Source organism: Clostridium sp. AF20-7 (assembly GCF_003479275.1).
Lineage (GTDB): Bacteria > Bacillota > Clostridia > Lachnospirales > Lachnospiraceae > Otoolea > Otoolea fessa.
This window is the reverse complement of sequence record NZ_QUGF01000007.1, coordinates 73,903-96,705: the sequence shown is the minus strand read 5'-3', so window position 1 is coordinate 96,705 and position 22,803 is coordinate 73,903. Positions and strand designations below refer to the sequence as shown.

Sequence of the window (22,803 nt, the reverse complement as noted above, 5' to 3'; positions counted from 1 at the left end):
CCTGTTCCACTATTCTCGTAGTATAGCATGTTTTCTATGTTTCTTGCAATTCCTGTACGCAGAAAAACACACCTCTTTCTATGTACTCACGAAAAACATTCGTATTTTTTTGTGAAATGTTTTGTATTTTCTTGACAATATCCAGATGCTATGCAAAAATCATGGCAAAGGAGGATGATTCTATGGATTTTTTAACAATGACAATTCGAAAACAAAAAAATATTGCACTCATCGCACACGACAATAAAAAACGTGAACTCATCGACTGGTGTGAGGCGAACAAAGAGATCCTCAAAAAACATTTCTTATGCGGAACCGGCACAACCGCCCGCATGATTACGGAATATACCGGGCTTCCGGTCAAGGGCTATAACAGCGGTCCTCTGGGCGGCGACCAGCAGATCGGTGCAAAAGTCGTCGAGGGACAGGTTGATTTTATCATCTTCTTCTCTGATCCCCTGACCGCCCAGCCGCACGATCCGGATGTCAAGGCGCTTCTTCGAATCGCCCAGGTTTACGATATCCCGATCGCCAACAATAAAGCGACTGCCGATTTTATGATTACCTCGCCGCTGATGGATGAGGAGTATGAGCATGACATCATCAACTTCCACCAGAATATTAAAGAGCGGGCCAAGACGCTGTAAAAAACACATTCTCCCTTGTATTTATTCTCATTCTTCGGTACAATGGTCGTTACCGTTTATGAGAACAGATACAAGGGAGATTTTTTATGTTGCAGAAATTTTTTAAATACATTTTCCAAAGCATGGCGGGCATGCTGGGAATTTCCGTCTACATCCTCGCAGACACCTATTTTATCTCGGTCTACTCCGGTGCAGATGGTCTGGCGGTCTTAAATCTGATTTTACCGGTTTACGGACTGATCTATGCGATTGGAGCAATGATCGGGATCGGATCGGCGACCCGTTATGCCATCGACCGTGCGCAGGGCAAAAGCGCCAGCTTCTATTTTCTCTCCGCCGTAACCTGGGATATTCTCATCAGCATTCCGCTGGTGCTGGCAGGCATTTTCATCCCGGATAAAATCTTGCAGCTTCTCGGCGCAGACGCGGGGCTGACCGCGCTCGGAAAGCAGTATCTCCGCATTATTCTGGCTGCCTCGCCGTTTTTTATGTCCAACTACGCATTCACGGCGTTTGCGCGCAATGACAGCGCTCCGGCGATCGCGATGCTCGGCTCCATCGCCGGAAGTATGTTCAACATCGTGTTTGACTACATCTTCATGTTTCCGGCAGGTCTGGGACTGACCGGCGCGGCGTTAGCGACGGCATTCTGCCCGCTTGTGACGATGAGCATCTGCGGCACGCACTACCTGGGAAAACACAATCAGGTCGGATTCCGTTTTCGCGCTCCATCCCTGCGCCACCTGATCGCCTGCTGCCAGCTCGGCGTATCCGCCTTTGTCGGCGAAATATCCTCCGCCGTGATCGCGATCGTCTTTAATTTCCTGCTTCTGGGACTCGCCGGAAATGTCGGTGTCGCCGCTTACGGCGTCACTGCCAATCTCTCCGTCGTTGCCATGTGCCTATTCAACGGACTCGCGCAGGGCACGCAGCCGCTCATCAGCGAAAGCTACGGAAAAGGCGATCACACGCAGAGCCGCCAGTTCCTGACCTGGGGCGTCATCGCCTGCCTGATCGTGGAAGCGCTCATTCTGGTGCTGACCTGGAGCATGACCGATCCACTGATCCAGATCTTCAACCAGGAGCAGAACGCCGAACTTCTGCATTACGCCCACAGCGGGCTCCGGCTGTATTTCCTGGGCTTTCTCTTTGCTGGCATCAACATCCTGCTGGTTGCCTATTTTTCCGCCGTCGCGCAGCCAAAACCAGCCATCGCCGGTTCTCTGCTGCGCGGGGCCGTCGCTATCATCCCCTGCGCTGTCATACTGGCGCGCCTGTTTGGGCTGAACGGTGTCTGGTTGTCTTTCCTGGCATCGGAAATGATCACTTTCTTTGCTATTTTGCTGCTGGCAAAGCTGGGACATTCTTCCAAAGAATTACATATGATAGTTACCCGTCCTTGACAGATTCTTAAAAGATCTGTCATGGGCGGGTTTTTTGTTGTTCTGAAATCCATCTTTCATTCAAACAAATTTCCCGTGAACTCTACGCAGACGCTTTTACCCCGGTGGAGGTGCTGCGGACGCTGCGCGCTGCCAGCCATCACTGCTATCTGCTTGAAAGCGCCGAGGAAAACCAGAAATGGAGACGCTACTCCCTTTTAGGCTACTCCCCGGCGATGAAGCTGACCTGCCAAAACGGCGTCTTAAAAATCCGCACCGGCAGGCAGAAGAGAGCTTAAACGAGATTGTCTCCCTGCTGCAAAGCGGCGCCAAAGCGGTTTTCCGGCCATTAAAGCTCAAAGAAGAGCTGGCTCCTGCTTTTTCGAAAGAGGAATACGGGGCAATGGTTGAGAAAGCCAGACATTACATCCATGAGGGCGATATTTTCCAGGTGGTTCTCTCCAATCCGATGACCGCCGCCGCAGAGGGCAGCCTCTTCGACACATACCGGGTTCTGCGGGCAGTATGGAAAAGACTGTGTGCCGTATGTGGCAGAATACGTGAAATCAATGAAAAACGCGATTCGGTAAAAAAAAGAAAACCGTCTGTAAAAGAATCTTTCATTCTTTCTCAGACGGTTTTCTTTTTCTGGCTTCAGAAGCCTTGTTCTGTCGTAAATGCTTTAGGTTGGTGGTAACTCATCCAATTCTGCCGGATGGTTATAAGCTTGCGAGCAGATTATCCATTACATTTCGCACAGAAACTCTTTTTCTACTTCTGCCTCAGACTCGGTATAACCTAACTGTGCAGCTAAACGATGTACCAGTACCGGCATTGCTTCCTGCTCTAAGGACTCGGAAACTACATGCTTTTCTGCTGGTGTGTTGTAATATGCCTGATATAAATTCTCCTGATATAAACCGTTATTGAATGTTCTTGTTGCTTTCATCATGATAATTACCTCCATCAAATAAAATTATATTTTTTCATATGATAGGCGGAAATCCATTGCAATATTCTTATGATACTATTACGATATCCGTCTGTGAAAATCTCTTGTTTCTTTCGATGGCAATAATATAACACTGTCAAACAAAAAGTACCATCCCCGGAAGTGGTATAAACTTATAAGTTATTTGCAATTATATAAACATAAGTTAATATATGTAATAAGTACCAATTTTGACACCCTGACTATGTACAAAAGTTACAAAAACATCCATATTTGAAATATAAACAAAAACGTCCGGCGGCGATTTGCGTATTTGTGCATCCCGCCTAAAAAAGAATGTACCTTGGCTCATTCGGGCGTCTCGCGCGGTCGCCTGCGAACGGTTCTGGCAGGGCTACGCGGATGGGCGCTGCCTACACAATGCGTGAACGGTGGCTTAACGGGATTCGCGGATTACCTCCTCAATATTTTTGTACGGAACCCGCGTAAAAAGCCCCCGCAGCTCTTCCGCCAAATCCAGTGCCATCGCGATTTTTGTGAGTGACAAAAGGGAAATCTGCCCCGTCGCCTCAAATCGCTTAATTGAGCCATAACTCACCCCACTCATGTCCGCCAGTCTCTGCTGTGAAATAGCGCGGCGTTTCCGGATGTTACGCAGCCGTGATGCCAGTTTCTGATCCAGTTCATCTGCAGTTTCCCAGATAAGTGCTTCCATATTGCTCTCCTGCCTCTCTAAAGATAATGACCTAACATGTCCTGCACACATGTACGAATCTGTTTTATCATTTCCATGCATCTCGTTTTTTTCATTCCGGCTGCAAGCCCAACTGCAAGCAGCTCCTTCTCACCCGGATTTCGTCCATTGCCATCTACGCTGGTCGTATGTTCCCCATAATATGTGTTGCTGTACGTCAGATCATACGCTGGTCCCAGGCGCCATTGCTCTTCCTCCTCCCGATATATATAAGTAAAATTCTTTGAATGATCATCCCGGTTGTGGGCAAACACATTAAAACACATACGGCGGAACATGTTTTCTATATCTTCTGCCTTCCCATTCGTCAATATTTTCGTTAATTTCATCAATTGATGGTAATCCAGACTTGGCTGTTCAAAATCCAGTTCTAATAACGCCGCTGCCGTCAGCATATGAACCCGCTTTACCATCCCATTTTCTATTTCCCGATCAAATCGTCTGGTTCCAAAATATCCTTTGCATCGCCTTGAGGGAAACAATCTCGATTCACTCATGACAATTCCGCACTGTTTTGCACAGCACGCATAGTCATACTCCATCTTCCCTGCATCTTTTCCATCTATATGTGCCGGAAATTTAATCAGCCAGTCCTCTCCCTGAATCTGCGTCATGATTTTTGGGCGCGCACCTCCGCTTGTACCGCCCAGCCGGTACAGTTCATCCAATTTGTCCGAGTATTCGGTATTTAATATTTTCTGGCAGGCCTCCGCAAGTTCGTCCAGATTATCATTTTTCTCCTCAACCGAAAGTTCCCGCTGCGGACGATAGGTCAACGCCCCCATCCCAGATCTTCCCACAACCGCCAGCCGGTCTAACACTGTCCAATCGTCTGGCTGCTGCTTATGCGCCAGCAAAAGACGCCGCAAAAGCAGGCGCCCCCACGCATCTGGCAGGCTATCCGCAAACACCCCAAACAAACCTTCAAAATAATCCTTATTTGGAATAAACACCTGCTTTTTCAAAGGCAGTGAAAACGGACTGATCGAAAATCCCTCTTCCAGCCATGCATCATCATACTCAAATGCCACCTTGTGATTCGCTGTTAATGCAAGAGTTCCTACCAGTCTGTCTTCATACATAACCTGAAGTTTCTTTCCTGTCTCCATCCGCCCTATCCTTTCTCCTTTATTATCCCATAAACACAAACTTTAGGGAAATTCTATTTTAATTTTTTCCATTTAAATCATGGATAATATATTATCCATTAATGCTATTTTTTATTTGTTTTGTATAATATATTATCCATTTATTTTAATCTATCCACCCCTGATTTTCAAGCCTTCTACCTTCGCTTTTCAAAATTTCCCTCTTTACATCCTCTTCCATTTTTTTATAATAACCCTCGCGCAACAAAATATGGAATCAAGAGGCATAAAAAAAGAATCACCCGAACTAGCACTTTACGAGTGATTCTTTTTATTTAGTTTTAAAAAAACTTTGCATCCCCCTTCCGCCCGGACATCCGGCACCTTACCCGTCCTTCTCCGGCACCTCATCCCGCCAGACAACCGTCTCCACATCCTCAAACAGCTCCTGGTTGCGCTCGACCGTCAGATAGACAAAATCATCCGGCTGGTATTCATCCAGAAGCGCCTCCGTGTATGTGTCAAAGGTCGCAAACACCGTTTTCCGGTATAGCTTCGGCATAAAATATTTAAGGTTCTGGCTAAAGGAATCGCCTACCACCAGAAGTGTTTTATCATTCGGCGAATCCGACTCAAATACTGCAAAGCTGTTGTCCTCGTTCATATCCACCGTCGTAGCCGTCACCTCCGGCAGATAATTCTGAATCACATATTCGGTATCGTCGCTGTACTCTGCTGCCATGTTAAGCATCCGCGCCAGGTCTCCGGACGCCGGTCCTGCCGCCTCAATCGAGACTGCACTGAGCGGTGTAGAGGTTCCAAGCAAAGTCTGTGCAATCTGCTGGCTTCCGATAAAAGAGCCGATCTGGTTCCAGTGCGTATCATATTTGTAATAAAGCTGATACGTGTCCGCCTCTTTCAGAAGCTCCGGCTTCATGTCATACACCGGAAGTCCCTGCGCCGCAAGCTCCGGGAGCGCCGCATCCAGACGCGACTCACTTCCGTATACCCGGACCGAATCCGGCATATATTCCGCATAGACACTTTCCTTGTTGGGTGCCTCAAACATCACAAACCGGATGCCGCGCTCTTTCATTTTCTCGTTTACCGAGGTAATCGCGTCCGCCAGCGCTGTTTTCTCATCCGCCGTATAGAGATTTGTCCGCTGATAATCCGCCAGCGCATCCTCGCCGTCCTCCGAAACGGTGTAAAACAGCCAGTTTTCTTTTCCGACCGTCACATCCGAAATCGAGCTTTCATTTAAAAGCTCCAGATCCAGCTTTGTCTTCGCCTTGACAAACAGATTTTTAAACGGAACATGGTCGTTGTAATACGCTTCAAATTCCGTCGGAATATTGTCAAAATTGGCAGCCGACAGTTCCGGAAAGGATGCCAATTCCCTGTTTTCATAATTCTGCTGGTCCAGATGGCTCCTGACCGCCGGATAGACAAGCGTCGGCAGCACCAGGCTCGCCGCAAAGGAACCAATCAGAAGTATTTTTGTCCCTGTCTCTCGATTCATATCTCTCGTTTTCTTCTCCCTGCATGAATCCATCTTTCTGTACTTTCACGCCCTGCCGCCCATGCTTTCATTTTTATGTTCTCATTGCACAGGCAAGCATGCTTTCTACACTGCTTTTAAAAACGGAAATAAATAAATGGATTGTATGTATTGTTGACAAGCAGCAAAATGGAAAACCACAGGATCGCCATGTAGCCGATCCAGCTTGCGACCGTCACCGAGCCATCCTGCGCCAGCACGCGCCCTTTCCATTTCATCCAGAACCACTGCACCGGACCACATGCCAGCAGCGCCGCCGCCAGAAACATCCAGAGTTTCCGGTTCATGTAGCGTTCCATCAAAACGACTGCGCTGTGCGGCACAAACATATACCGGATAAAGGAAAATGCCTGCCCGATCGTGTCCGCGCGGAAGAAAATCCAGCCGATCAGCACGACAAACACCGCATAGATATGCGCCAACGGCCGGAATTTCTCCTGCTTCAGCCATTTTCCCAGAAAACAGCGCTCCAGCACGTTGAAAAAGCCATGGTAAATGCCCCAGAAAATGAACGTCCAGCCCGCTCCGTGCCAGATGCCGGTCAGCAGAAAGACCGTCCAAAGGTTGACATACGTCCGCGCCGTGCCCCTCCTGTTTCCGCCGAGCGGAATGTACACGTACTCTTTAAACCAGCTGGAGAGGGAAATATGCCATTTCCGCCAGAAATCCTGGATCGAAGTCGCTGTGTACGGCAGCCGGAAGTTTTCAATAAATGTAAAGCCAAACATTTTTCCAAGCCCAATCGCCATGTCCGAATAGCCGGAAAAATCGAAATAAATCTGCAGCATATAGAGAAGCGCCGTCAGCCAGAGCATCGCCTGGCTCACATCCGCCGCCTGATACGCGTAGACCGCGTCCACCACCTCGGCAAAGGTATTTGCCAGGATGACCTTCTTTCCCAGACCGAAAATAAAGCGTTTCACGCCGTAAGAAAAGCCCTCCAGCGTGACGGTCCGGTTTTCGATCTGCTCCTCGATGTCATGGTATTTCACGATGGGTCCCGCTATGAGCTGCGGGAAGAAGGAAATATAAAGCATCATGTTGAGCGGATTTTTCTGCGCCTGATTTTCGCCCCGGTACACATCCACCACGTAGGAAAGCGCCTGGAAGGTATAGAAGGAAATTCCGATCGGCAGCGTCACCTGAATCGCCGGAAGCGCTATATCAAACCCGCGAAGCAGCGGATTCAGCACCTCGGCGAGGAAATTGTAATATTTAAAATAGCCGAGGATCAGAAGATTGAGCGTCACGCAGAGCGCCAAAAGCCATCTCTTTTTCCCGAATTTCTCCACCAGACGCCCGAAACCGTAGTTGAGCAGAACCGAAAAAATCATGAGCACCACATACCGCGGTTCGCCCCAGGCATAGAAAAAGAGGCTGAATACGGTCAGGATGCCGTTTTTGAACGGTTTGGGGCTCACGTAGTAGAGGAGCAGGATGCAGGGGAGAAGAACCCATAGGAAGATGATTGAACTGAAAACCATTTTATGTAAACTCCTATTGATAAGTTGTCGCAGAAGGGAGCTGCCGGAGGCGGCACTGGCAGCTTCTCAGATTATCGTTGTTCGCATCTCGATAATCCAATAGCTGTCAACACCATCTACAGCAGCTCCCTTCCCATCTACAGTACGTCTGAGAAATGGGGACGAAGTTTTTTGAATACCTTCAGTCCTATTATCATCAAAATAAATGTTACCACCCAGAAATAAATCGTCATCGTCGGCCGCTCGAAGAACCAGCTTCCCGTAAGCATGCTGTCGCGGTAGCCTGCGGCGATGTAGTAGAATGGATTAAGCTTGAATACCCACTCCAGCCAGGATGCGCGGCTGGTGAAGATTGCCTCGTCGTACATGATCGGGGTCAGCCACATGCCGAACTGGAGGCAGATGCCGACGATCTGCGCCATATCTTTAAAGAACACCTGCACGGCGCTGGTAAAATAGGTAAGCGCCAGTCCAAGCATCGACGCCGCAAAGGAATAGTATAACACCTGAATCCAGGTTGCAGACGGCATACGCCCGTCAATCAGGTACAGCCCCGCCATAATGATCAGGAAGCAGGCATGTACCAGGAAACAGGAGATAAGCTTGATAACCGGAAGCATCTCCACCTGGAATACTACCTTTTTAACCAGATAATGGTACTCCTGCAGGCAGTTTGTGCCCGTATTTAAAATCTCGCTGAAATAAAACCACGGGATGATACCCGGCGTCAGCCAGATGACATAGGTCGCCCCCGGAACCGGCGGCGCATTTTTCATGCCATGTTCACCGAAGATGAACGCATAGATCGCGATCGTAACCATCGGCTGGATAAACATCCAGACAATTCCAAAGTACGAGCCGACAAAGCGCTTGCGGAAATCCGCCTTGGCAAGCTCGGTGACCAATTTTCTTTTTCCTATCAGTTCCCGAAACAGGGAAATCAGTTCCCGCATTCTATCCTAACTCCATTCTTAAAATTTGAATGCATCCCGGAAGCCGCCCCATTTCTGGTCTTTCTCCGAAATAATCAACTCCATGCCTTCCTCGATCGGCCACTCAACGCCAATCTCCGGATCGTTCCATGCCATACCGCCCTCATCGCCAGGATGATAAAAATCGGTACATTTGTATGCAAATTCTGCCTCATCGGACAGTACCAGGAAGCCGTGTGCAAATCCTTCCGGAATGTAGAACTGCTTCTTGTTCTCCGCGGAAAGAACCACGCCAAACCATTTTCCGTAGGTCTCAGAACCAGTACGAAGGTCTACCGCCACATCAAATACGGTACCGCGCACTGCACGCACCAGCTTGCCCTGCGGATACTGTTTCTGGTAATGAAGTCCGCGCAGAACGCCCTTGACAGACATAGACTGGTTGTCCTGTACAAATACCATGTCGAGTCCCGCCTCATGGAAATCGTTCTGATTGTATGTCTCCATAAAATAACCGCGCTCGTCCTTGAAAACAGTCGGTTCGATTACATAAAGTCCCTTGATGTCACATGGTGTTACTTTAATCTTTCCCATTTTTCTATCTCCTTCTTATGCAGGTATTTCAATTCATTTTTCAATACGTAACTGGCATCATCCTTTTCGGCTGTGCCATCTTTAACTATATCATTCGTTTTTCTGGCTGACAACCTTTTTTACAGATGTTTGTGCCTCTTTCCCCCGCTCATTTTCATCCAGCGCAATCTTCTGCGCCAGATCCTTGACCTTCGTCTCCAGCTGCGACTGTTTGATCGACATATGGAACATTTTCACAATCAGGAGGAAAATAACCGCCAGATAGATAAAATTGGCAGTCGTGTACGTTCCCGCCAGCTCCGCCAAAAGATCCGGCAGCCCCGGAAAGATACTGAACACAATGAGAATGGACGAGAATCCCAGCCAGAAAATCGAATCCTCGATCTGGAGTTTTGACTGCCGGATCTTCCGCATAATCATAAAGGTTGTCAGGATCGACACGACGATCAGGACAACTCTGAGTGTTGGCGTCATGGCGCTACCTCCTCTTTCTGAAATTCTGGATTAACAGAATCGAAATCAGCATTTTAAGCATATACCGCATCGCATTGACCGGTGTCAGGTAACTGACTCCCAGAATCCGTTCATCCATGATGACCGGCACCTCCGCCACCCGCGCGCCCTGGCGGATCAGGTAGGAAACGGTGTCCGGCTCCGGACCGTAGTTAAGCCCCGATGCAAATTCGCGGATCATGCGCTTGCTGAACATCCGCATTCCCGAGGTCGGATCCTTGATATTGACACCCGTTGTGAAGCGGATCGCCATCTCGATCAGATTACTTCCAAGCATCCGCATCGTAAATGGCTTTTTCTCCCCGACAAACCGGGAACCGATGACGATATCGTAACCTTCTTCCATTTTCTTGATCATGGATTCCAGATACTCCGGACGGTGCTGTCCGTCTCCATCGAGCTGGACCGCATATTGATATCCGTACTTGTCGGCATATTTAAGTCCCGCCTGAAATGCCCCCGCCAGTCCCAGATTGACCGGAAGGTTCAACAGATTATATCCATTTCTCTGGCAGATCGCCGCCGTCTCATCGCGCGATCCGTCATTGACGACCACATAATCATACTGCGGAAAATTGGCAGTCAGATGGTTCACAACCCGCTCTATATTTTCGGCTTCGTTGTACGCCGGTATGACTATCAAAAGTTCGGCTTTTTCCGCCCCAGAAGCTTCTTCTGTGGACAATAACGCCTTATCTTCCATCGCCCACTTCTCCTTCCCAGTATGCCGGATTCATCGTCAGGCTTCGAATCAGCCCCTCCGGCAGCTTTTTATAATGCTTTCCCAGCCAGTACCCGGCATATTTACTTCCGCTCGCCATCACAAGCTGCGGCAGAAGAAGCACATGACCATTTTCCACCAGCCATTTCGCTGTTTTCTTCACCAGACGGATTCCCTCGCCCTCCGAATGAAGGCGCCCAAACACCTCGGGGTGATCCGCCTGCGATACGCCAAGGTCGAAATTCCGGTGCAGCTGCTGCATCGCCGTATAATTGTGGGAATGGATGACCTGCGCGTCCGCCGCGTAGGCAATCTGATACCCGGCTTCCACCGCGTGTCCGGCAAAAATCATATCCTCGTTGAAAATGGTTTTCTTCGTAAATCCGCCAAGCTTCAGGTAAATATCCCGCCGGTATGCCGCGCAGACATTGGAACAGAAATACGTCTTGATTCCCAGCTCGTCCTCGTCCTCTTTCCCTTTCAGACGGCTCACCGCCGGATAATTAAAGTCCCTCGTATACCGTTCAATCACACCGCAGTCCGCCGCCGGAAGCTGTCTCGCATATGCTGCCGCCACACGTTCCGAAGCATCCAGCGCCTCCAGAAGCTCTTTCACCAGATTCCGGTCATACGGCACGCAGTCGTGCGTCATGCAGATGCAGACATCCGCATCTGATTTCAAAATTCCCTCATGGCGCGTCCTTCCATGGTCAAATTCCGACTGGCGGATATGGCACACGGTCAGCTTTGTATCTTCCCCCTCAAATAAGGACTCAAACCGCTCAGCATCCCAGTACTTTTCTTCCGTATTCATGATGATCACACGGCCCACCGGCACACTCTGTTCCAACAGCCGCCGCAGAAGTTTTTCCAGCTTATCCCCCGGTTTGAACGTAGGTATAATCACATCGGCTTTTCTCATTTTTCGTACTCCTTATAGGCTTTTCTGTAAAAATGCATCAGAATCTTTACCATCCAGTCCGGCCACATTTTCCGGAACATCGCCATCTCATCCGCCGGGCGCCGGTTGTCCTCGATGCAGGCTTTCGTCGTCGCCGCCGCATGAACGCGGTAGGCAATCAACGGTTTTTCCGAACAGATAAAACGTCCCTTTTTGCCCGCCAGCTCGTAAAGGTTGTCCCAGTCCAGCGCAAAATCATACTCCGAATGGAACATATCGTCCCCAATCTGTTCTTTATTGTACGTGCAGGACGGACAGCAGATTGAATTGCCAAACCAGACACTGCTCCGCTTGATCCATGTGCGGTTTGCCAGGAAACGAAGCCGCAGCGGCAGGCGCAGTATCTTTTTTACCAGCCAGACCATGTTAAATGGCTCCGGAATGGCTTTCATTTTTCCCTCTTTCTCCGTCATGCGGATCGTGAGATAATCGCTCGCAAACAGCAACAGATCCGGATATTTCTTCCATGCCTTTAAAAGCTTTTCGGCATAATCGCTGCGGTATCGGTCGTCCTGATGGGCGATCGTGACGAAACGCCCCTGCGCCTTTCCATAGGCAAACATCCAGTCCTCACGGATATTGCTCGCCCCGTCCCGCACATAGAGCGGCACCTGATACCGCGCTGCCAGCTCCCGGATATAGCTGCTCGGCGTCGAGGTACAGCAGATCACCTCCGATTTGACCGTCTGTCTCGTCACCGAACGCAGACATTCTTCCAGATACGGCGAATCCTTGTATGCACAGACCGCAAATGTATGAATGATTTCCTGCTGCATCTCGTTCCCTTTCTCTCTCGCTCTTTCATGCCGCACTTCTGCCTTCTCGTTTTTCAAGAGCGGTACCTGCTTGAATTTATTTTTACCAGACTTATGATCGATTTTAACGTTTCAAACATCTTTGCCTGTTACTGTTCACGCATACGTGCCCAGTAACGGAATTTGCCGTGGCTTCGCATTTAAATACGGCAAATTCCTGCTACCACCACGTTTTCTTACGGCACTTTCGGTTCCAAAAGTGCCTACCCGTATACAGTAACCTTTGCCTTCTTCTAGCTTGCTTATGCTTACCGGCAGAACTTCATCCAGATATCCAGATAAACCGTTGCCGCCAGAATCAGCGCCGCCGCCCCTAACACCAGCGCATGATAGTTTTTATTCTCCATCCGCATCATTACCCGATCCGGGTTTAAAACCAACCAGACAAGCGGCAGAAATGGCAGGTAATAGCGCCCCTGTACGCCGTCGATATAGGTATTACCCGGTCTGGTGAATGCAATGTACATCGAAGTCCAGACCAGCACTGCCGTTCCCGCGCAGAGTATAAATATCCACAGCTTCTGTTTTTTTGACAGACGTTTTCCACAAGATGGCTGCCCGGCTGTGAGGATAACGGCCGCCGAACCGGCGTACAGCGCCCACGGAAATGACATCGTTCCCGTGTGTCCCAGAAGTCCCAGGGAATTTTCGCCCAGCACATAGGACGGAAGCGTCCGGAACAGGTTGCAGATCAGCACCCACGCGTAGGCAAGCGGCTGTCCCAGAATGTACGCCATCTGCCCTTTCTCGCTGGTGCTGTCACCTCTCGTATCCCCGATATCGCGCGGCGCGATCAGAACCGGCAGGATGAAGGATAACATCATCAGACCGCAGATCACGATAAATCCACCCTTCATCAGGTACATTTCCCGTTTAGAACGGAACTTTTCTGCCGGAATCATCAGTCCCAGAAGAATTAGCGGCGCATATACCGCCTTGACGCGGCAGCCCCAGACAAAGGTAAGCACGATAAGCGCATACGCTTTCCAGTCCATTTTCCGCCCGCCAAGCGCCGCTTCCAGAATGCCCGCGAAAGACAGCCACAAAAATGCCGTGACGGTCGGGTCATAGGAATATGCCCCCGCCAGCATCATCGGCTCGGGCATCAGCGCCAGAAATGCCAGGATCGCCTTGCCGACCGGTGTCTTTTTGATGGCAAAATACAAAACTGCCGCATAGACATAGAGATTTCCCAGCCTCCCCAGCTTATACAGAATTCCAAATGGGATATGAAGCAGCCCTCCCGCTTTCAGCGCCAGCGCCGAACCCACATATCCGGTCATCGTCGTTTTGTTGAGATCCGTACTCCAGAGATGTTCACCGTGCCGGTAACCCGCATTCTGATTCAGATACGAAGTGAGCGCCGCCTGCTCGTCCCGACTCTCCGGCTGATTGTACGGCCAGGTATCTACGCCCGTCGTAAACTCCTGTAAAAGCGCCGGTTCCGCCTGCACCGGCGTCCGGTAATTTGCCATCCAGAATGCCTGCGCGAAATGCACTTCCTCATCCCAGCTCACCTTATTTGCCGGGAGCGACAGTGAAAATATTGTTCCAAACGTCAGGGAGATCAGCAGAAATCCAACCTCGATGCGCTTTGCCACGAAATCCCGGAAACAGAGAAGTGCGATCAAAACCGCCGCCGCACACCAGAAAAGTCCCAGCCGGTACCAGTTGATACCTGCCCGCGCCACCGTCGCAAACCCGGTCAGTGCAAGCGGCATCCCGCCAAAATTCATGTAGGAAATCCCTTCTTCGTCTAGATCCTCCCGCGTAATCAGAAGATCCACGTAGTCCAGCTTCCCATTCACCGGAACCGAAGAAAATTTCAGCACCCGGCAGTTGCGGTCCATGACCATCTTTGCGTCGTGCTCCCGCTGCTCGCCGTAGATGTTGCGGTAACCGAGGCGGACGGTGGCATTTAACAGACCATCGTAATCATAGTGGTAGAGAAACTGGCTGACATAGCTGCCGTCCAGTGGAATGTGAAGATAACCGCTTGCATCCGAAAGCTGCAGCACCTCTGTTTTTTCTGTCTCTAACCGCTCAAATCCGCTCACCTGCACCTCGTCCAGAGCGATCGTCCGCGTCGCCTGCCGCGTCCATCCATTTGCCCGGAGCGCCGGGAAATTGCAGACAAACTCGCCCAGAACACCGATCACAAAGACTGCCACAAGCGCCAGAAGCAGCCGCAGCACATCTTTTTTCTCTATTCGATTGATAAAATGCCTGTTAAACTGCATCTGTACTTCTCCCTTATTTTTCCCGTTTAAATTCGGTAAATTTCTGCTGCCACCACGTTTTCTTACGGCACTTTCGGTTCCAAAAGCGCCTACCCGTGAACCGTGTTTTGTCTTTCAAATCAAGCGCTCTAGCGCACTATCTTCTCCACACCTCTATGTTCCAGGATGCGCTCATAATCCTCAATATAATCAACCTCCGCCCAGAAATGCCCGCTGACGTCCTCGACATAGACCGGCTGCTGCCCGGTCATGCTGTAAACAACATTTTCCCACCAGACGCCGTGCTCCTGGCGGTCGATCATCTCCTCCATCCGGCAGATAAATTCCGGCATAAATGCCGCTGAAAACCGTCCGATTCCGATGTACTCGCCCGTCACATCATCCCCGGTCAGCTCTTTTCCATATTTTTTCAAAATTCCATCTTCATAGAAGAACTTATAATCCGCTGTCTCCCGTCGGCTCTCGTCCGCAAACATCACCGGGCTCCTGCCCTGCGCGAGGATCCGGTCAAGCAATTTTTCCTCCAGGTATACGTCACCGTTCATGATCAGCAGATCGTCCCCCATCAAGAACTCCTTCGCAAACCATGCAGACGCAATGCTGTTTGTCACATCGTAAAACGGGTTGTAAAAAAAGGATACTCCCTTATCTGCCAAAACCTCGCGGATCACCTGCGCCTCATAGCCCAGCACGATACCGATGTCCTGGATACCCCGGGAATGAAGCAGGTCGATCGTGTACTCGATCAGGCACTGTCCGCCGCCGACATCCACCGTACATTTTGGTTTTCCCGACAGATAACGCGAGATCCGGGTTCCCCGTCCCGCTGCCAGAATCAATACTTTCACAGAAGCCCCCTCCTTTGCATATCTTTCCACGCCGCAATCAGGCTGTCATTGTCTTCTGACGTCAATGCGCCGATATGACCGACGCGGAACACCGTGTCGGCAAGCGCGCCGCCGTTCGGGCAGATCCAGATGCCGTATTCATCCTTCAAAATCTCAAAAATCCGATGCGCCGAGACCGGTTTTCCATCTTTATCCACACCCGTCGGGTGAAGCGGTGTCAATGCAGCCGAGAGAGAATTGGAAACAATCTCAAACGGCAGATCTTTAATTTTGCTTCGGAAATCTTCCGCCTGACAGCGGATCCGCGCCTGTTCTGTCGCAAGCCCTTTTTCCTCGATCATTGTCAGCCGTTTATGAAGCTGTAAAAGCACTCCTACCGCTGGTGTAAACGGTGTCTGCCCCCGCTCGCCATTTTTCAGATAGTCGCGCAGATCAAAATACATCGAGCGGACCGCCGTCTCCTGCACTCTCGCGATCGCACGCGCCCCCAGCACCAGAATCGAGAGTCCCGGCGGAAGTGCCAGCGCTTTCTGAGAACCGGTCAGCACCAGATCAACGCCCCATTTTCCCATCCAAAATGGATCGGCAAGAAACGAGCTGACCGCGTCAACCGCCAGAATCAGCTGGTTTCGTCTGCAAAAGTCCGAAATCAGCTCCATATCATAGAGAACGCCCGTGGAAGTCTCATGGACATTGACTAAAAATCCGGTAAATCCTTTTCCCTCATACGGTGCCAGGTCTTCTGCCCGAAGCGCCCGTCCGCTCTCCAGCTGGATCTCCTCATGAGGAACTTCATGGATCTCACAAATTTTCGCAAACCGCGCGCCAAAACTGCCGCCGTTTACGACCAGCACGCGGTCGCGCTCTGTAAAAAGGTTCATGACTGCCGCTTCCATCGCCGCCGTGCCCGAACCTGTCAGGAAAACCGCCCGCGCATCCTCAGGCGCCCCCGTGAACTGCTTCATCAGGCGCTCATTTTCCTTCATAATTGCAGAAAATTCCGGTGTGCGGAAATATGGTACTTCTTCCGCCCCGATCGCCCGGATTTCCTCGTCCATCTGAACCGGTCCTACCGCAAAATTAATCATACATTTCCTCCAAATCTATCTAATGTACTCTCGAAATCTTTCTGTGCTCGATTTTGTGAGATGATTTTTTGTCAGTTGTGCCCAAATTTCTGAGGCGTACGCGGTGCGTACGTTGATGAAATTCGGGTGCGGCTGGCGGAAAATCAGCCACAAAAGCAAGTGCAGAAAGACTCCGAGAGTACATTCTAAACAAGTTCTATATCCCGCGTACCCGTCTCCGGTACATCACAAGCGACGTCAGTCCAAAGCAGGCAGTCAGTGCCGCCATCAAAAGCAGATACGAAAGCGATCCTCCCAGCAGTCCCGCCGCCCGTACACAGGGCGAAGAAATAAGGAGCGCCGCTGCCGTCACACCGACATAACCCAGAAAAATTCGTTTCTGCTCCTGCATAATGATGAGTGCATAATAAAACAGATTCACATACGCATTGAACGCGCCGCCCAGAATGATAAACGCCAGCGCCAGGCGGCATTCCCGCAGCATATACGCAATCTTCGGATATAACATTGAGAGAACCGGGATTCCGAGAATCCAGGCACCCCCGACTGCCAGCGCCGTAAGCGCCGCGATGATTGCCGCCAGCCGGCCTACCGTCCCGGCAAATTCCGGGAGCGCATTCCGCTCCCACTGATCCGAGAGTTTCGTGATATACGGGCGGATGACGAAGCCTGCCACCAGATTGATGACGCTGGTCGGCATAAAGATCGCACCGAATACCGCCTGATACTTGTCCGCCATATTGCCCTCGATCGCATATTTCGCGGCAGAAAAAATATAAAAATCCAGAATAACCGATAAAAACAGGACTACATTTTCTTTAAACAACAGCCCGACACGCCCGGAGCGGACCTCCCAGTCCACCTGCGGCAGATGACCGATTACCGAAAAATCAAACAGGCACACGCCCGCCAGCTGCGCCAGTACCGCCGCCAGGCAGGAGCCAACCAGGTTGTGGGTCGCATTCAAACTGCCTAAAAAGACACCGACCGATAAAACCGTCCTGAATGCGTTTGATTTGCCCGTCAGATACAGGCGTCCATCACGCTGAAATTCTGCCTCGTAAGCGTCCGCGAAACCGTCGATCACCTTGTACGCGACCATTAAAAACACCGTCGCCGCCTTGACAAAGGCATAGTCCCGGTTGATCACCGTCACATAAAAAAGCCCGGCTACCAGCGCCGCGCCGCAGGTCATCAGGCGCAGCCGCAGATATTCGCCAAACGTAAACCGCCGCCTCGTATCCGTGATCTGGAACGGGCGGATGCCAAAATAGGCCACCATAAACATATGCTGACCAAATGTAGAATACGCAAAGGAGAAGATACCGCCCTCATCCTCGCCGACAATCTGGATGACCGCGATCGTCAGCACCATGGACGCCAGTGCATAGAGAAAGCTCCCTATCATATTCCAGCTCATATTTCGTTTTTCAATCTGCCCGTCTCCACCGATCAGGGCGTTCGCTAAATATTTTACCACTACAGTATCTCTTCCTTTGAAAATTCCAGCCGGCTCGGCGTGTGTGTTTTGCGTTTTTCAACCGGCGGAAGCTGCATGAAATCGCCATACATTTTTGTCAGCATTTCCTCGATATTTCCTGGGAAATTCATGCGTCTGCCCTCAAATTCCAGCTTCCGGAGCGGATAACAGCGCGCCCGATCCACGACATTCCAGTATGGGCTTGTGTCCGGCAGAAATGCCATCCGGCGTGTCCGGTATTTATTGTATTTACGGCAGACCCGCTCACAGCGCATCCGCAGCCACTGAGGCGAGATATGGAGCAGCTTTATCGCCTTGTAGACCATCCCGCAGACCGCCCAGATAAGCTTCGCCTTGATGCCCCGCTGCTGCAGCGTCGGACGCGGAATCGCCCGCAGAATCATCAGCTTACTCCAGAACCAGACCGTCCACGACTGAATCTGGTATAGAACCGGGTTGTCCGCCACATTGTCAAGCACATAAAGATCCAGAAAGATGCCGAACGGACAGTCCACATCCTTCATAACCTCCTCAACAAACACCGTCCCCTTCTTCACCAGACGGGTTGTCATCAGCGGATAATTGGGATATCGCTCTGCATTGAGAACCAGATACCGGTCGCTCATCTTCTTTTCCACGATCCGGAGCAGGCGCTCAAAATCCCGCCGCGGCATCGCAATATCGATATCGTCGTCCCAGGGAATAAATCCCTTGTGCCGCAGCGCGCCGATTCCCGTTCCGGCTATCCCGAAATATTCCAGATGATAGTCTTCACAGATCCGGATAAAATCATCCAGAATCGACAGAATCTCTCCCTGCAGCTGTTTCAGAACTTCTGGCTCATAAAATTTACTGTCCATATCGATGTCTGTCCCCTCCATCAAGCCCGCAGAACACCCCACGCCTGCCGCAGCTGATCATATTTTCCTTAATAGTATGAGGGTATTCTACTATATTTTAAAAGAAAAGTAAACCGCGGCTACTTTTTACCCTCTTTCTCAGGTTCCCACACCTCTATCTCCCGCTTCCATCCAAACAGGTGTCCCGGAAGCGAATATGCCGCTCCGATCCCCAGCCCGATTGCGACCGCCATCTTGATTGTATCCATGCCATACTGGAGCGCCAGCGCTTCCTGCCCCATAAAAAAGTTGTAGGCGGTATAATAGATCGCCGCTCCGGGCACAAGCGGGAAGATGCCGCATACCAGAAAGAGGATCGTCGGCGCTTTCCGCTGTATCGCCAGACAGCGCGACAGCATCGTCAAGACCGCGCTCGCCGTGAAGGTCCCGATGATCGGCGTCTGATAAGCTGCCATGACCGCCAGATACACGCCCCAGCCGACTGCCCCGCAGATACCACAATCCAGCCAATACTTCTTCGGAACTCCAAACAGCGCCGAAAAGGCGGCAGTTCCGACACAGGCCGCCAGAAGCTGCCCCAGAATTTCCCCTGCCATTTCCATCAGAGCATACCTCCCATCGCAAACATCCAGAACCGCAGTGCCACACCAACTCCGATCGCGATACAGCCCGCCGTCAAAAAGGCGTCTACAAAACGGATCAGACCGGATAAATAATCATTTTCCAAAAAATTCCGGATCGAATTGGTCAGCGGCACACCCGGCGCCAGCGTGAACACAGCTCCGATCATGACATGATCCAGGCTTTCTCCCAGCCCGATCCAGCACAGCAAACAACAACACAATGCAAGCACGCTGCTCGTCATGATCGTCTGCATCATCCGGGACGAAGAAAAGCGCGGAGCTGCGTATAAAAGGAACAGATACAGCAGCACGCCCGTCACAAATGCCGCCGCCGTATCGCGCAGGCTGCCCTGGAACAGGTAACAAAATCCAGCGCTTCCAATTCCTGCCGCCAGAACCTTTCCCCGATTTTCGAGCACTTTCATGTGTTCAATCTGCTCAAGGCGCATCCGCATCTCATAAGGACCGCATTTACCCGCCGCAATCTTTCTCGACAGATCATTTAAGGCATCCACCCGGCATAGAATCGTAGGTGCCAGCGGCACATGACAGATACGGCTGGAATAAAACCGCCCGTCAATCACCACATTTGAAAAAATTCCATTCGCAATCACATACGCATTAAATGCTTCAAGACGCAGCGCCCGCGCCGCATACTCCATCGCCTGCTCCGCCCGGAATACCTCCCCGCCATTGGAAAGGATCGCATTCCCCAGACGGGTCACCAAACGGAAGCGCTCGATCTGGGAACAATCCTCGATCGAAGCACGTACTATTTCCTTCATTCTGTTTCTCCCCCTGTTTTTATTTTCTGTCCACCTGTTTTCTCTATCCCATTTTCTCCCCCATCTATCCGCTCACTGATTCACTTCTCCAAATCCGCCGCCCATTTTGGTCTTTTCCCAAAAAATCGTTCCATTTCGAATTAAATTTACCCGTCAAAACTACCCCTTTGGTTGACGTTCCAACAAAAATCCTGTATAGTGAATATATTATATTAAAGAATGATGCCGCAAGGGGGATATATCTATGGATCATAATGTTACCATCGGTGCCAAGGTAAAAGCCTTCCGTACCGCAAAAAAATACACACTGAAACAGCTCAGCGAAGAGTCCGGTCTGTCCATCGGCTTTCTTTCCCAGTTGGAGCGCGGTCTCTCTTCGATTGCAATCGACTCTCTGGCAAAGCTTGCTACGATTCTCGGAGTCAGTCTGTCTTCGTTCTTTGACTCCTCCGCCGATCAGGAGAAATCCCCGGTCAGCCGGAGTTTTGCCATGCACTGTTCCCAGATCAACCCCCAGATCGTACAGTACCTGGTCAATGGAAATGCACAGGGATTTGCCTGTCTTCCGCGTATCTTCCACCTGATGCCGTCTGCCACCACAAGCTCTGAAAACCAGCTTGAGATGAATCAGCACGACGGTGAAGAATTTATCTACGTTCTGGAGGGTATCCTGACCGTATATCTGGACGGCAGCGAATACTGCCTGAATCCGGGCGACAGCATCCAGATCCACTCCCAGACCCCGCATGACTGGGTCAACAACACAAACCGTGTCGTTAAGATTCTGACCGTACACACGCCGAATCCGTTTGTTCATGGGAATGAAGTCGTATTTTAAACAGTCTGCGCGGTATAGATACATAATAAAAGCTGTCTCTTTTAGAATTTCAAGATGTTTTTATTTTCTTTTTGGTTTTCCCATCTCAGGAAACAAAAACTCCTGCACTTCTGAAAAAGACAGCTTTTTCATATCTTTTACACCGTATACACCATTTTTCCTGCCAGATACACTTCCAGCACATCATCCAGCGCACGAATATTCTTTGAGACATCTCCCTTTACAACCAGCAGATCCCCCGCCAGGCCCTCTTTCAGGCTACCCGTCTCCTTCTCGATTCCAAGCACGCTCGCCGCATTGTATGTTGCGGTTCTCACTGCCTCCACCGGCGTGATTCCATAGTCTACCATATAGCCGAGTTCCTGATGAATCGGAAGCGGCGGTGCCTTGTAAAGTACCATATCGCTGCCTGCCAGCACCGTGACCCCTGTGTCATAGAGCTTTTTAAAATTATCCCGGTATGCCTCAAACGCCGGTTGGAAAAATGCCTGATCGTGAACGGCTCTGGCGGCGATCGGGTTGTCCATGTCCACACCCGCCTCGATCATCTGCTTTGTCTGCTCATACAAATATGTGTACGCCGTGATCGTCGGCGTCCACGCGATTCCTTTTTCTACCATCTGGCGCGCCTGCGCCTCTGTTAAAAAGGTTCCGTGCTCGATCGTGTCAAATCCCGCGTCAATACACATCTGAATCGACGGCTGCGTACCCGAATGAACCGCGATCTTCACCCCCTGGCGGTGCGCCTCATCGACCGCTGCATCCAGTTCTTCCTGGGTAAATTCCGGAATATCGCCGCGGTTGCTCGTCAGGATCTTGACCCAGTCAGCTCCCGCGCGCAGCTGTCTTCGGATAGCGGCGCGCACGCCCCACGGGCTGTCCGCCTCCTCGACCCCATCCTGATGTCCGTGTCCTCCGGTCATGCAGATACCTGCGTCCGCATGGATGATCCGCGGGACCGTCACATATCCCTTCTGACCTGCCAGGCGCAGCTGCTTCATCAGATTGGGCGGGCAGGACAGATCGCGCACCGTCGTGATACCGAGCCGCAGCGACTGTTTCGCCTGCTCCAGCGCATAGTATGCCACCATATAATCGTCATAATTATCCAGATCCGGCTGGCTGTAGTAGTAGCCGAAATGCACATGCATATCAAACAGTCCCGGCAGGATCGTCGCCTCGCCGTAATCCTTTACCATCTCTTCCGGGTAGCGCCCCGCCGCTTCCGCAGCGTCTCCTATCCAGCCGATTTTTCCCTCTTTATCCAGATACACCGCCTGATCCTGCAAACAGGTTCTGCCATCTCCGGTAATTAAATACTTCGCCCTTAGAATCATTTTCACGGACTTCCTTTCTCTTTTTCATAAGCATGAAATTTTCAGTCGAATATCGTCATTTCATGCAGTTTTTCAGTTTTCTATATCGTAACACCGGGATTTTGTTCTTGTCAATATTGGAATGCGGAGTGTACGCTAAAACGTGTTTCAATTGTGTTACTGTTCACGCATACGTGCCCAGTAACGGAATTTGCCGTGGCTTCGCATTTAAATACGGCAAATTCGTGCTGCCACCACGTTTTCTTACGGCACTTTCGGTTCCAAAAGTGCCTACCTGTGAACAGTAACTCAATTGTTACT

The 22,803-nt window shown here is 50.6% G+C and carries 24 protein-coding genes; 5 read left to right on the top strand and 19 right to left on the bottom strand.

Features of this window, described 5'->3' with window-relative positions; translation table 11 throughout:
- The first annotated feature begins 182 nt into the window (after nt 1–182).
- From DWX68_RS08995 to DWX68_RS15120, 4 genes are all read left to right on the top strand, one after another.
- Nucleotides 183–647, top strand: coding sequence for a methylglyoxal synthase (locus tag DWX68_RS08995; RefSeq protein ID WP_022360055.1), 465 nt, complete (start codon nt 183–185; stop codon nt 645–647).
- Between the two features lie 86 nt (nt 648–733).
- Nucleotides 734–2,050: an MATE family efflux transporter gene (locus tag DWX68_RS08990; RefSeq protein ID WP_118629151.1), complete on the top strand. Its 1,317-nt coding sequence runs from the start codon at nt 734–736 to the stop codon at nt 2,048–2,050.
- Nucleotides 2,051–2,154: 104 nt separating this feature from the next.
- Nucleotides 2,155–2,328: a hypothetical protein gene (locus tag DWX68_RS15125; RefSeq protein WP_347475178.1), complete on the top strand. Its 174-nt coding sequence runs from the start codon at nt 2,155–2,157 to the stop codon at nt 2,326–2,328.
- A gap of 104 nt (nt 2,329–2,432) precedes the next feature.
- Nucleotides 2,433–2,726: a hypothetical protein gene (locus DWX68_RS15120; RefSeq protein ID WP_347475180.1), complete on the top strand. Its 294-nt coding sequence runs from the start codon at nt 2,433–2,435 to the stop codon at nt 2,724–2,726.
- A gap of 48 nt (nt 2,727–2,774) precedes the next feature.
- On the opposite strand, the gene DWX68_RS08980 is transcribed toward DWX68_RS15120, so the two are convergent.
- The 18 genes from DWX68_RS08980 to DWX68_RS08895 all read right to left on the bottom strand — a co-directional run bounded on the left by DWX68_RS08980 (nt 2,775) and on the right by DWX68_RS08895 (nt 20,328).
- A complete protein-coding gene (locus DWX68_RS08980; RefSeq protein ID WP_107000704.1) occupies nt 2,775–2,981 on the bottom strand; it encodes a hypothetical protein in 207 nt (68 codons plus the stop codon).
- Between the two features lie 436 nt (nt 2,982–3,417).
- Nucleotides 3,418–3,696 carry a helix-turn-helix transcriptional regulator gene (locus tag DWX68_RS08975; RefSeq protein ID WP_107000705.1) on the bottom strand — a complete coding sequence of 93 codons (279 nt, stop codon included), beginning with the start codon at nt 3,694–3,696 and terminating at the stop codon, nt 3,418–3,420.
- A gap of 17 nt (nt 3,697–3,713) precedes the next feature.
- Nucleotides 3,714–4,844, bottom strand: a complete 1,131-nt coding sequence (locus DWX68_RS08970; protein ID WP_107000706.1) for a type II toxin-antitoxin system HipA family toxin — start codon at nt 4,842–4,844, stop codon at nt 3,714–3,716.
- A 364-nt stretch (nt 4,845–5,208) separates the two neighbouring features.
- Nucleotides 5,209–6,345 (bottom strand): hypothetical protein, encoded by a 1,137-nt coding sequence (locus tag DWX68_RS08965; RefSeq protein WP_181357195.1) that lies wholly within the window; start codon nt 6,343–6,345, stop codon nt 5,209–5,211.
- A gap of 116 nt (nt 6,346–6,461) precedes the next feature.
- Nucleotides 6,462–7,868 (bottom strand): MBOAT family O-acyltransferase, encoded by a 1,407-nt coding sequence (locus tag DWX68_RS08960; RefSeq protein WP_118629149.1) that lies wholly within the window; start codon nt 7,866–7,868, stop codon nt 6,462–6,464.
- Nucleotides 7,869–8,005: 137 nt separating this feature from the next.
- Complete coding sequence (locus tag DWX68_RS08955) at nt 8,006–8,821, bottom strand: ABC transporter permease (protein ID WP_022360049.1); 816 nt, start codon at nt 8,819–8,821, stop codon at nt 8,006–8,008.
- Between the two features lie 18 nt (nt 8,822–8,839).
- A complete protein-coding gene (gene rfbC, locus DWX68_RS08950) occupies nt 8,840–9,394 on the bottom strand; it encodes a dTDP-4-dehydrorhamnose 3,5-epimerase (RefSeq protein ID WP_022360048.1) in 555 nt (184 codons plus the stop codon).
- Nucleotides 9,395–9,484: 90 nt separating this feature from the next.
- Nucleotides 9,485–9,868, bottom strand: coding sequence for a DUF2304 domain-containing protein (locus DWX68_RS08945; protein WP_107000709.1), 384 nt, complete (start codon nt 9,866–9,868; stop codon nt 9,485–9,487).
- Between the two features lie 4 nt (nt 9,869–9,872).
- Entirely contained in the window at nt 9,873–10,610 is a 738-nt protein-coding gene (locus DWX68_RS08940; protein WP_107000710.1) for a glycosyltransferase family 2 protein, read from the bottom strand.
- Nucleotides 10,600–11,550, bottom strand: a complete 951-nt coding sequence (locus DWX68_RS08935) for a glycosyltransferase (RefSeq protein ID WP_118493858.1) — start codon at nt 11,548–11,550, stop codon at nt 10,600–10,602. Before DWX68_RS08935 ends, DWX68_RS08940 begins: the two co-directional genes overlap by 11 nt.
- A complete protein-coding gene (locus DWX68_RS08930) occupies nt 11,547–12,422 on the bottom strand; it encodes a glycosyltransferase family A protein (RefSeq protein WP_338108854.1) in 876 nt (291 codons plus the stop codon). Before DWX68_RS08930 ends, DWX68_RS08935 begins: the two co-directional genes overlap by 4 nt.
- Before the next feature lie 230 nt (nt 12,423–12,652).
- Nucleotides 12,653–14,644: a DUF2142 domain-containing protein gene (locus DWX68_RS08925; protein ID WP_118629147.1), complete on the bottom strand. Its 1,992-nt coding sequence runs from the start codon at nt 14,642–14,644 to the stop codon at nt 12,653–12,655.
- Between the two features lie 128 nt (nt 14,645–14,772).
- Nucleotides 14,773–15,492 carry a phosphocholine cytidylyltransferase family protein gene (locus DWX68_RS08920; RefSeq protein ID WP_118629145.1) on the bottom strand — a complete coding sequence of 240 codons (720 nt, stop codon included), beginning with the start codon at nt 15,490–15,492 and terminating at the stop codon, nt 14,773–14,775.
- Complete coding sequence (locus tag DWX68_RS08915) at nt 15,489–16,580, bottom strand: aminotransferase class V-fold PLP-dependent enzyme (protein WP_118471450.1); 1,092 nt, start codon at nt 16,578–16,580, stop codon at nt 15,489–15,491. The genes DWX68_RS08920 and DWX68_RS08915 overlap by 4 nt, the downstream gene beginning before the upstream one ends.
- Nucleotides 16,581–16,776: 196 nt before the next feature.
- The gene (locus DWX68_RS08910) at nt 16,777–18,060 is read right to left on the bottom strand and encodes a lipopolysaccharide biosynthesis protein (RefSeq protein ID WP_333490965.1); all 1,284 of its coding nucleotides are present in this window, start codon (nt 18,058–18,060) and stop codon (nt 16,777–16,779) included.
- Nucleotides 18,060–18,920, bottom strand: a complete 861-nt coding sequence (locus DWX68_RS08905; RefSeq protein ID WP_243027670.1) for a LicD family protein — start codon at nt 18,918–18,920, stop codon at nt 18,060–18,062. The genes DWX68_RS08910 and DWX68_RS08905 overlap by 1 nt, the downstream gene beginning before the upstream one ends.
- Nucleotides 18,921–19,039: 119 nt before the next feature.
- On the bottom strand, nt 19,040–19,522 hold the full coding sequence (locus tag DWX68_RS08900) for a threonine/serine exporter family protein (protein ID WP_243017092.1): 483 nt from the start codon (nt 19,520–19,522) through the stop codon (nt 19,040–19,042).
- Nucleotides 19,522–20,328, bottom strand: a complete 807-nt coding sequence (locus DWX68_RS08895; protein ID WP_118293643.1) for a threonine/serine exporter family protein — start codon at nt 20,326–20,328, stop codon at nt 19,522–19,524. The genes DWX68_RS08900 and DWX68_RS08895 overlap by 1 nt, the downstream gene beginning before the upstream one ends.
- Nucleotides 20,329–20,572: 244 nt before the next feature.
- On the opposite strand from DWX68_RS08895, the gene DWX68_RS08890 reads away from it, so the two are divergent.
- Nucleotides 20,573–21,166, top strand: a complete 594-nt coding sequence (locus tag DWX68_RS08890; protein WP_022360036.1) for a cupin domain-containing protein — start codon at nt 20,573–20,575, stop codon at nt 21,164–21,166.
- A gap of 137 nt (nt 21,167–21,303) precedes the next feature.
- Here DWX68_RS08890 and DWX68_RS08885 read toward each other — a convergent pair whose 3' ends face one another.
- Nucleotides 21,304–22,503, bottom strand: a complete 1,200-nt coding sequence (locus DWX68_RS08885; RefSeq protein ID WP_118629141.1) for an amidohydrolase family protein — start codon at nt 22,501–22,503, stop codon at nt 21,304–21,306.
- Nucleotides 22,504–22,803 lie beyond the last annotated feature (300 nt).

Bases quoted from the DNA above. Each gene is read 5' to 3' on its own strand.
- DWX68_RS08995 (WP_022360055.1), top strand. From the start codon at position 183: ATGGATTTTTTAACAATGACAATTCGAAAACAAAAAAATATTGCACTC.
- DWX68_RS08990 (WP_118629151.1), top strand. From the start codon at position 734: ATGTTGCAGAAATTTTTTAAATACATTTTCCAAAGCATGGCGGGCATG.
- DWX68_RS15120 (WP_347475180.1), top strand. From the start codon at position 2,433: ATGGTTGAGAAAGCCAGACATTACATCCATGAGGGCGATATTTTCCAG.
- DWX68_RS08980 (WP_107000704.1), bottom strand. From the start codon at position 2,981: ATGATGAAAGCAACAAGAACATTCAATAACGGTTTATATCAGGAGAAT.
- DWX68_RS08975 (WP_107000705.1), bottom strand. From the start codon at position 3,696: ATGGAAGCACTTATCTGGGAAACTGCAGATGAACTGGATCAGAAACTG.
- DWX68_RS08970 (WP_107000706.1), bottom strand. From the start codon at position 4,844: ATGGAGACAGGAAAGAAACTTCAGGTTATGTATGAAGACAGACTGGTA.
- DWX68_RS08965 (WP_181357195.1), bottom strand. From the start codon at position 6,345: ATGAATCGAGAGACAGGGACAAAAATACTTCTGATTGGTTCCTTTGCG.
- DWX68_RS08960 (WP_118629149.1), bottom strand. From the start codon at position 7,868: ATGGTTTTCAGTTCAATCATCTTCCTATGGGTTCTTCTCCCCTGCATC.
- DWX68_RS08955 (WP_022360049.1), bottom strand. From the start codon at position 8,821: ATGCGGGAACTGATTTCCCTGTTTCGGGAACTGATAGGAAAAAGAAAA.
- rfbC (WP_022360048.1), bottom strand. From the start codon at position 9,394: ATGGGAAAGATTAAAGTAACACCATGTGACATCAAGGGACTTTATGTA.
- DWX68_RS08945 (WP_107000709.1), bottom strand. From the start codon at position 9,868: ATGACGCCAACACTCAGAGTTGTCCTGATCGTCGTGTCGATCCTGACA.
- DWX68_RS08940 (WP_107000710.1), bottom strand. From the start codon at position 10,610: ATGGAAGATAAGGCGTTATTGTCCACAGAAGAAGCTTCTGGGGCGGAA.
- DWX68_RS08935 (WP_118493858.1), bottom strand. From the start codon at position 11,550: ATGAGAAAAGCCGATGTGATTATACCTACGTTCAAACCGGGGGATAAG.
- DWX68_RS08925 (WP_118629147.1), bottom strand. From the start codon at position 14,644: ATGCAGTTTAACAGGCATTTTATCAATCGAATAGAGAAAAAAGATGTG.
- DWX68_RS08915 (WP_118471450.1), bottom strand. From the start codon at position 16,580: ATGATTAATTTTGCGGTAGGACCGGTTCAGATGGACGAGGAAATCCGG.
- DWX68_RS08905 (WP_243027670.1), bottom strand. From the start codon at position 18,920: ATGGACAGTAAATTTTATGAGCCAGAAGTTCTGAAACAGCTGCAGGGA.
- DWX68_RS08900 (WP_243017092.1), bottom strand. From the start codon at position 19,522: ATGGAAATGGCAGGGGAAATTCTGGGGCAGCTTCTGGCGGCCTGTGTC.
- DWX68_RS08895 (WP_118293643.1), bottom strand. From the start codon at position 20,328: ATGAAGGAAATAGTACGTGCTTCGATCGAGGATTGTTCCCAGATCGAG.
- DWX68_RS08890 (WP_022360036.1), top strand. From the start codon at position 20,573: ATGGATCATAATGTTACCATCGGTGCCAAGGTAAAAGCCTTCCGTACC.
- DWX68_RS08885 (WP_118629141.1), bottom strand. From the start codon at position 22,503: ATGATTCTAAGGGCGAAGTATTTAATTACCGGAGATGGCAGAACCTGT.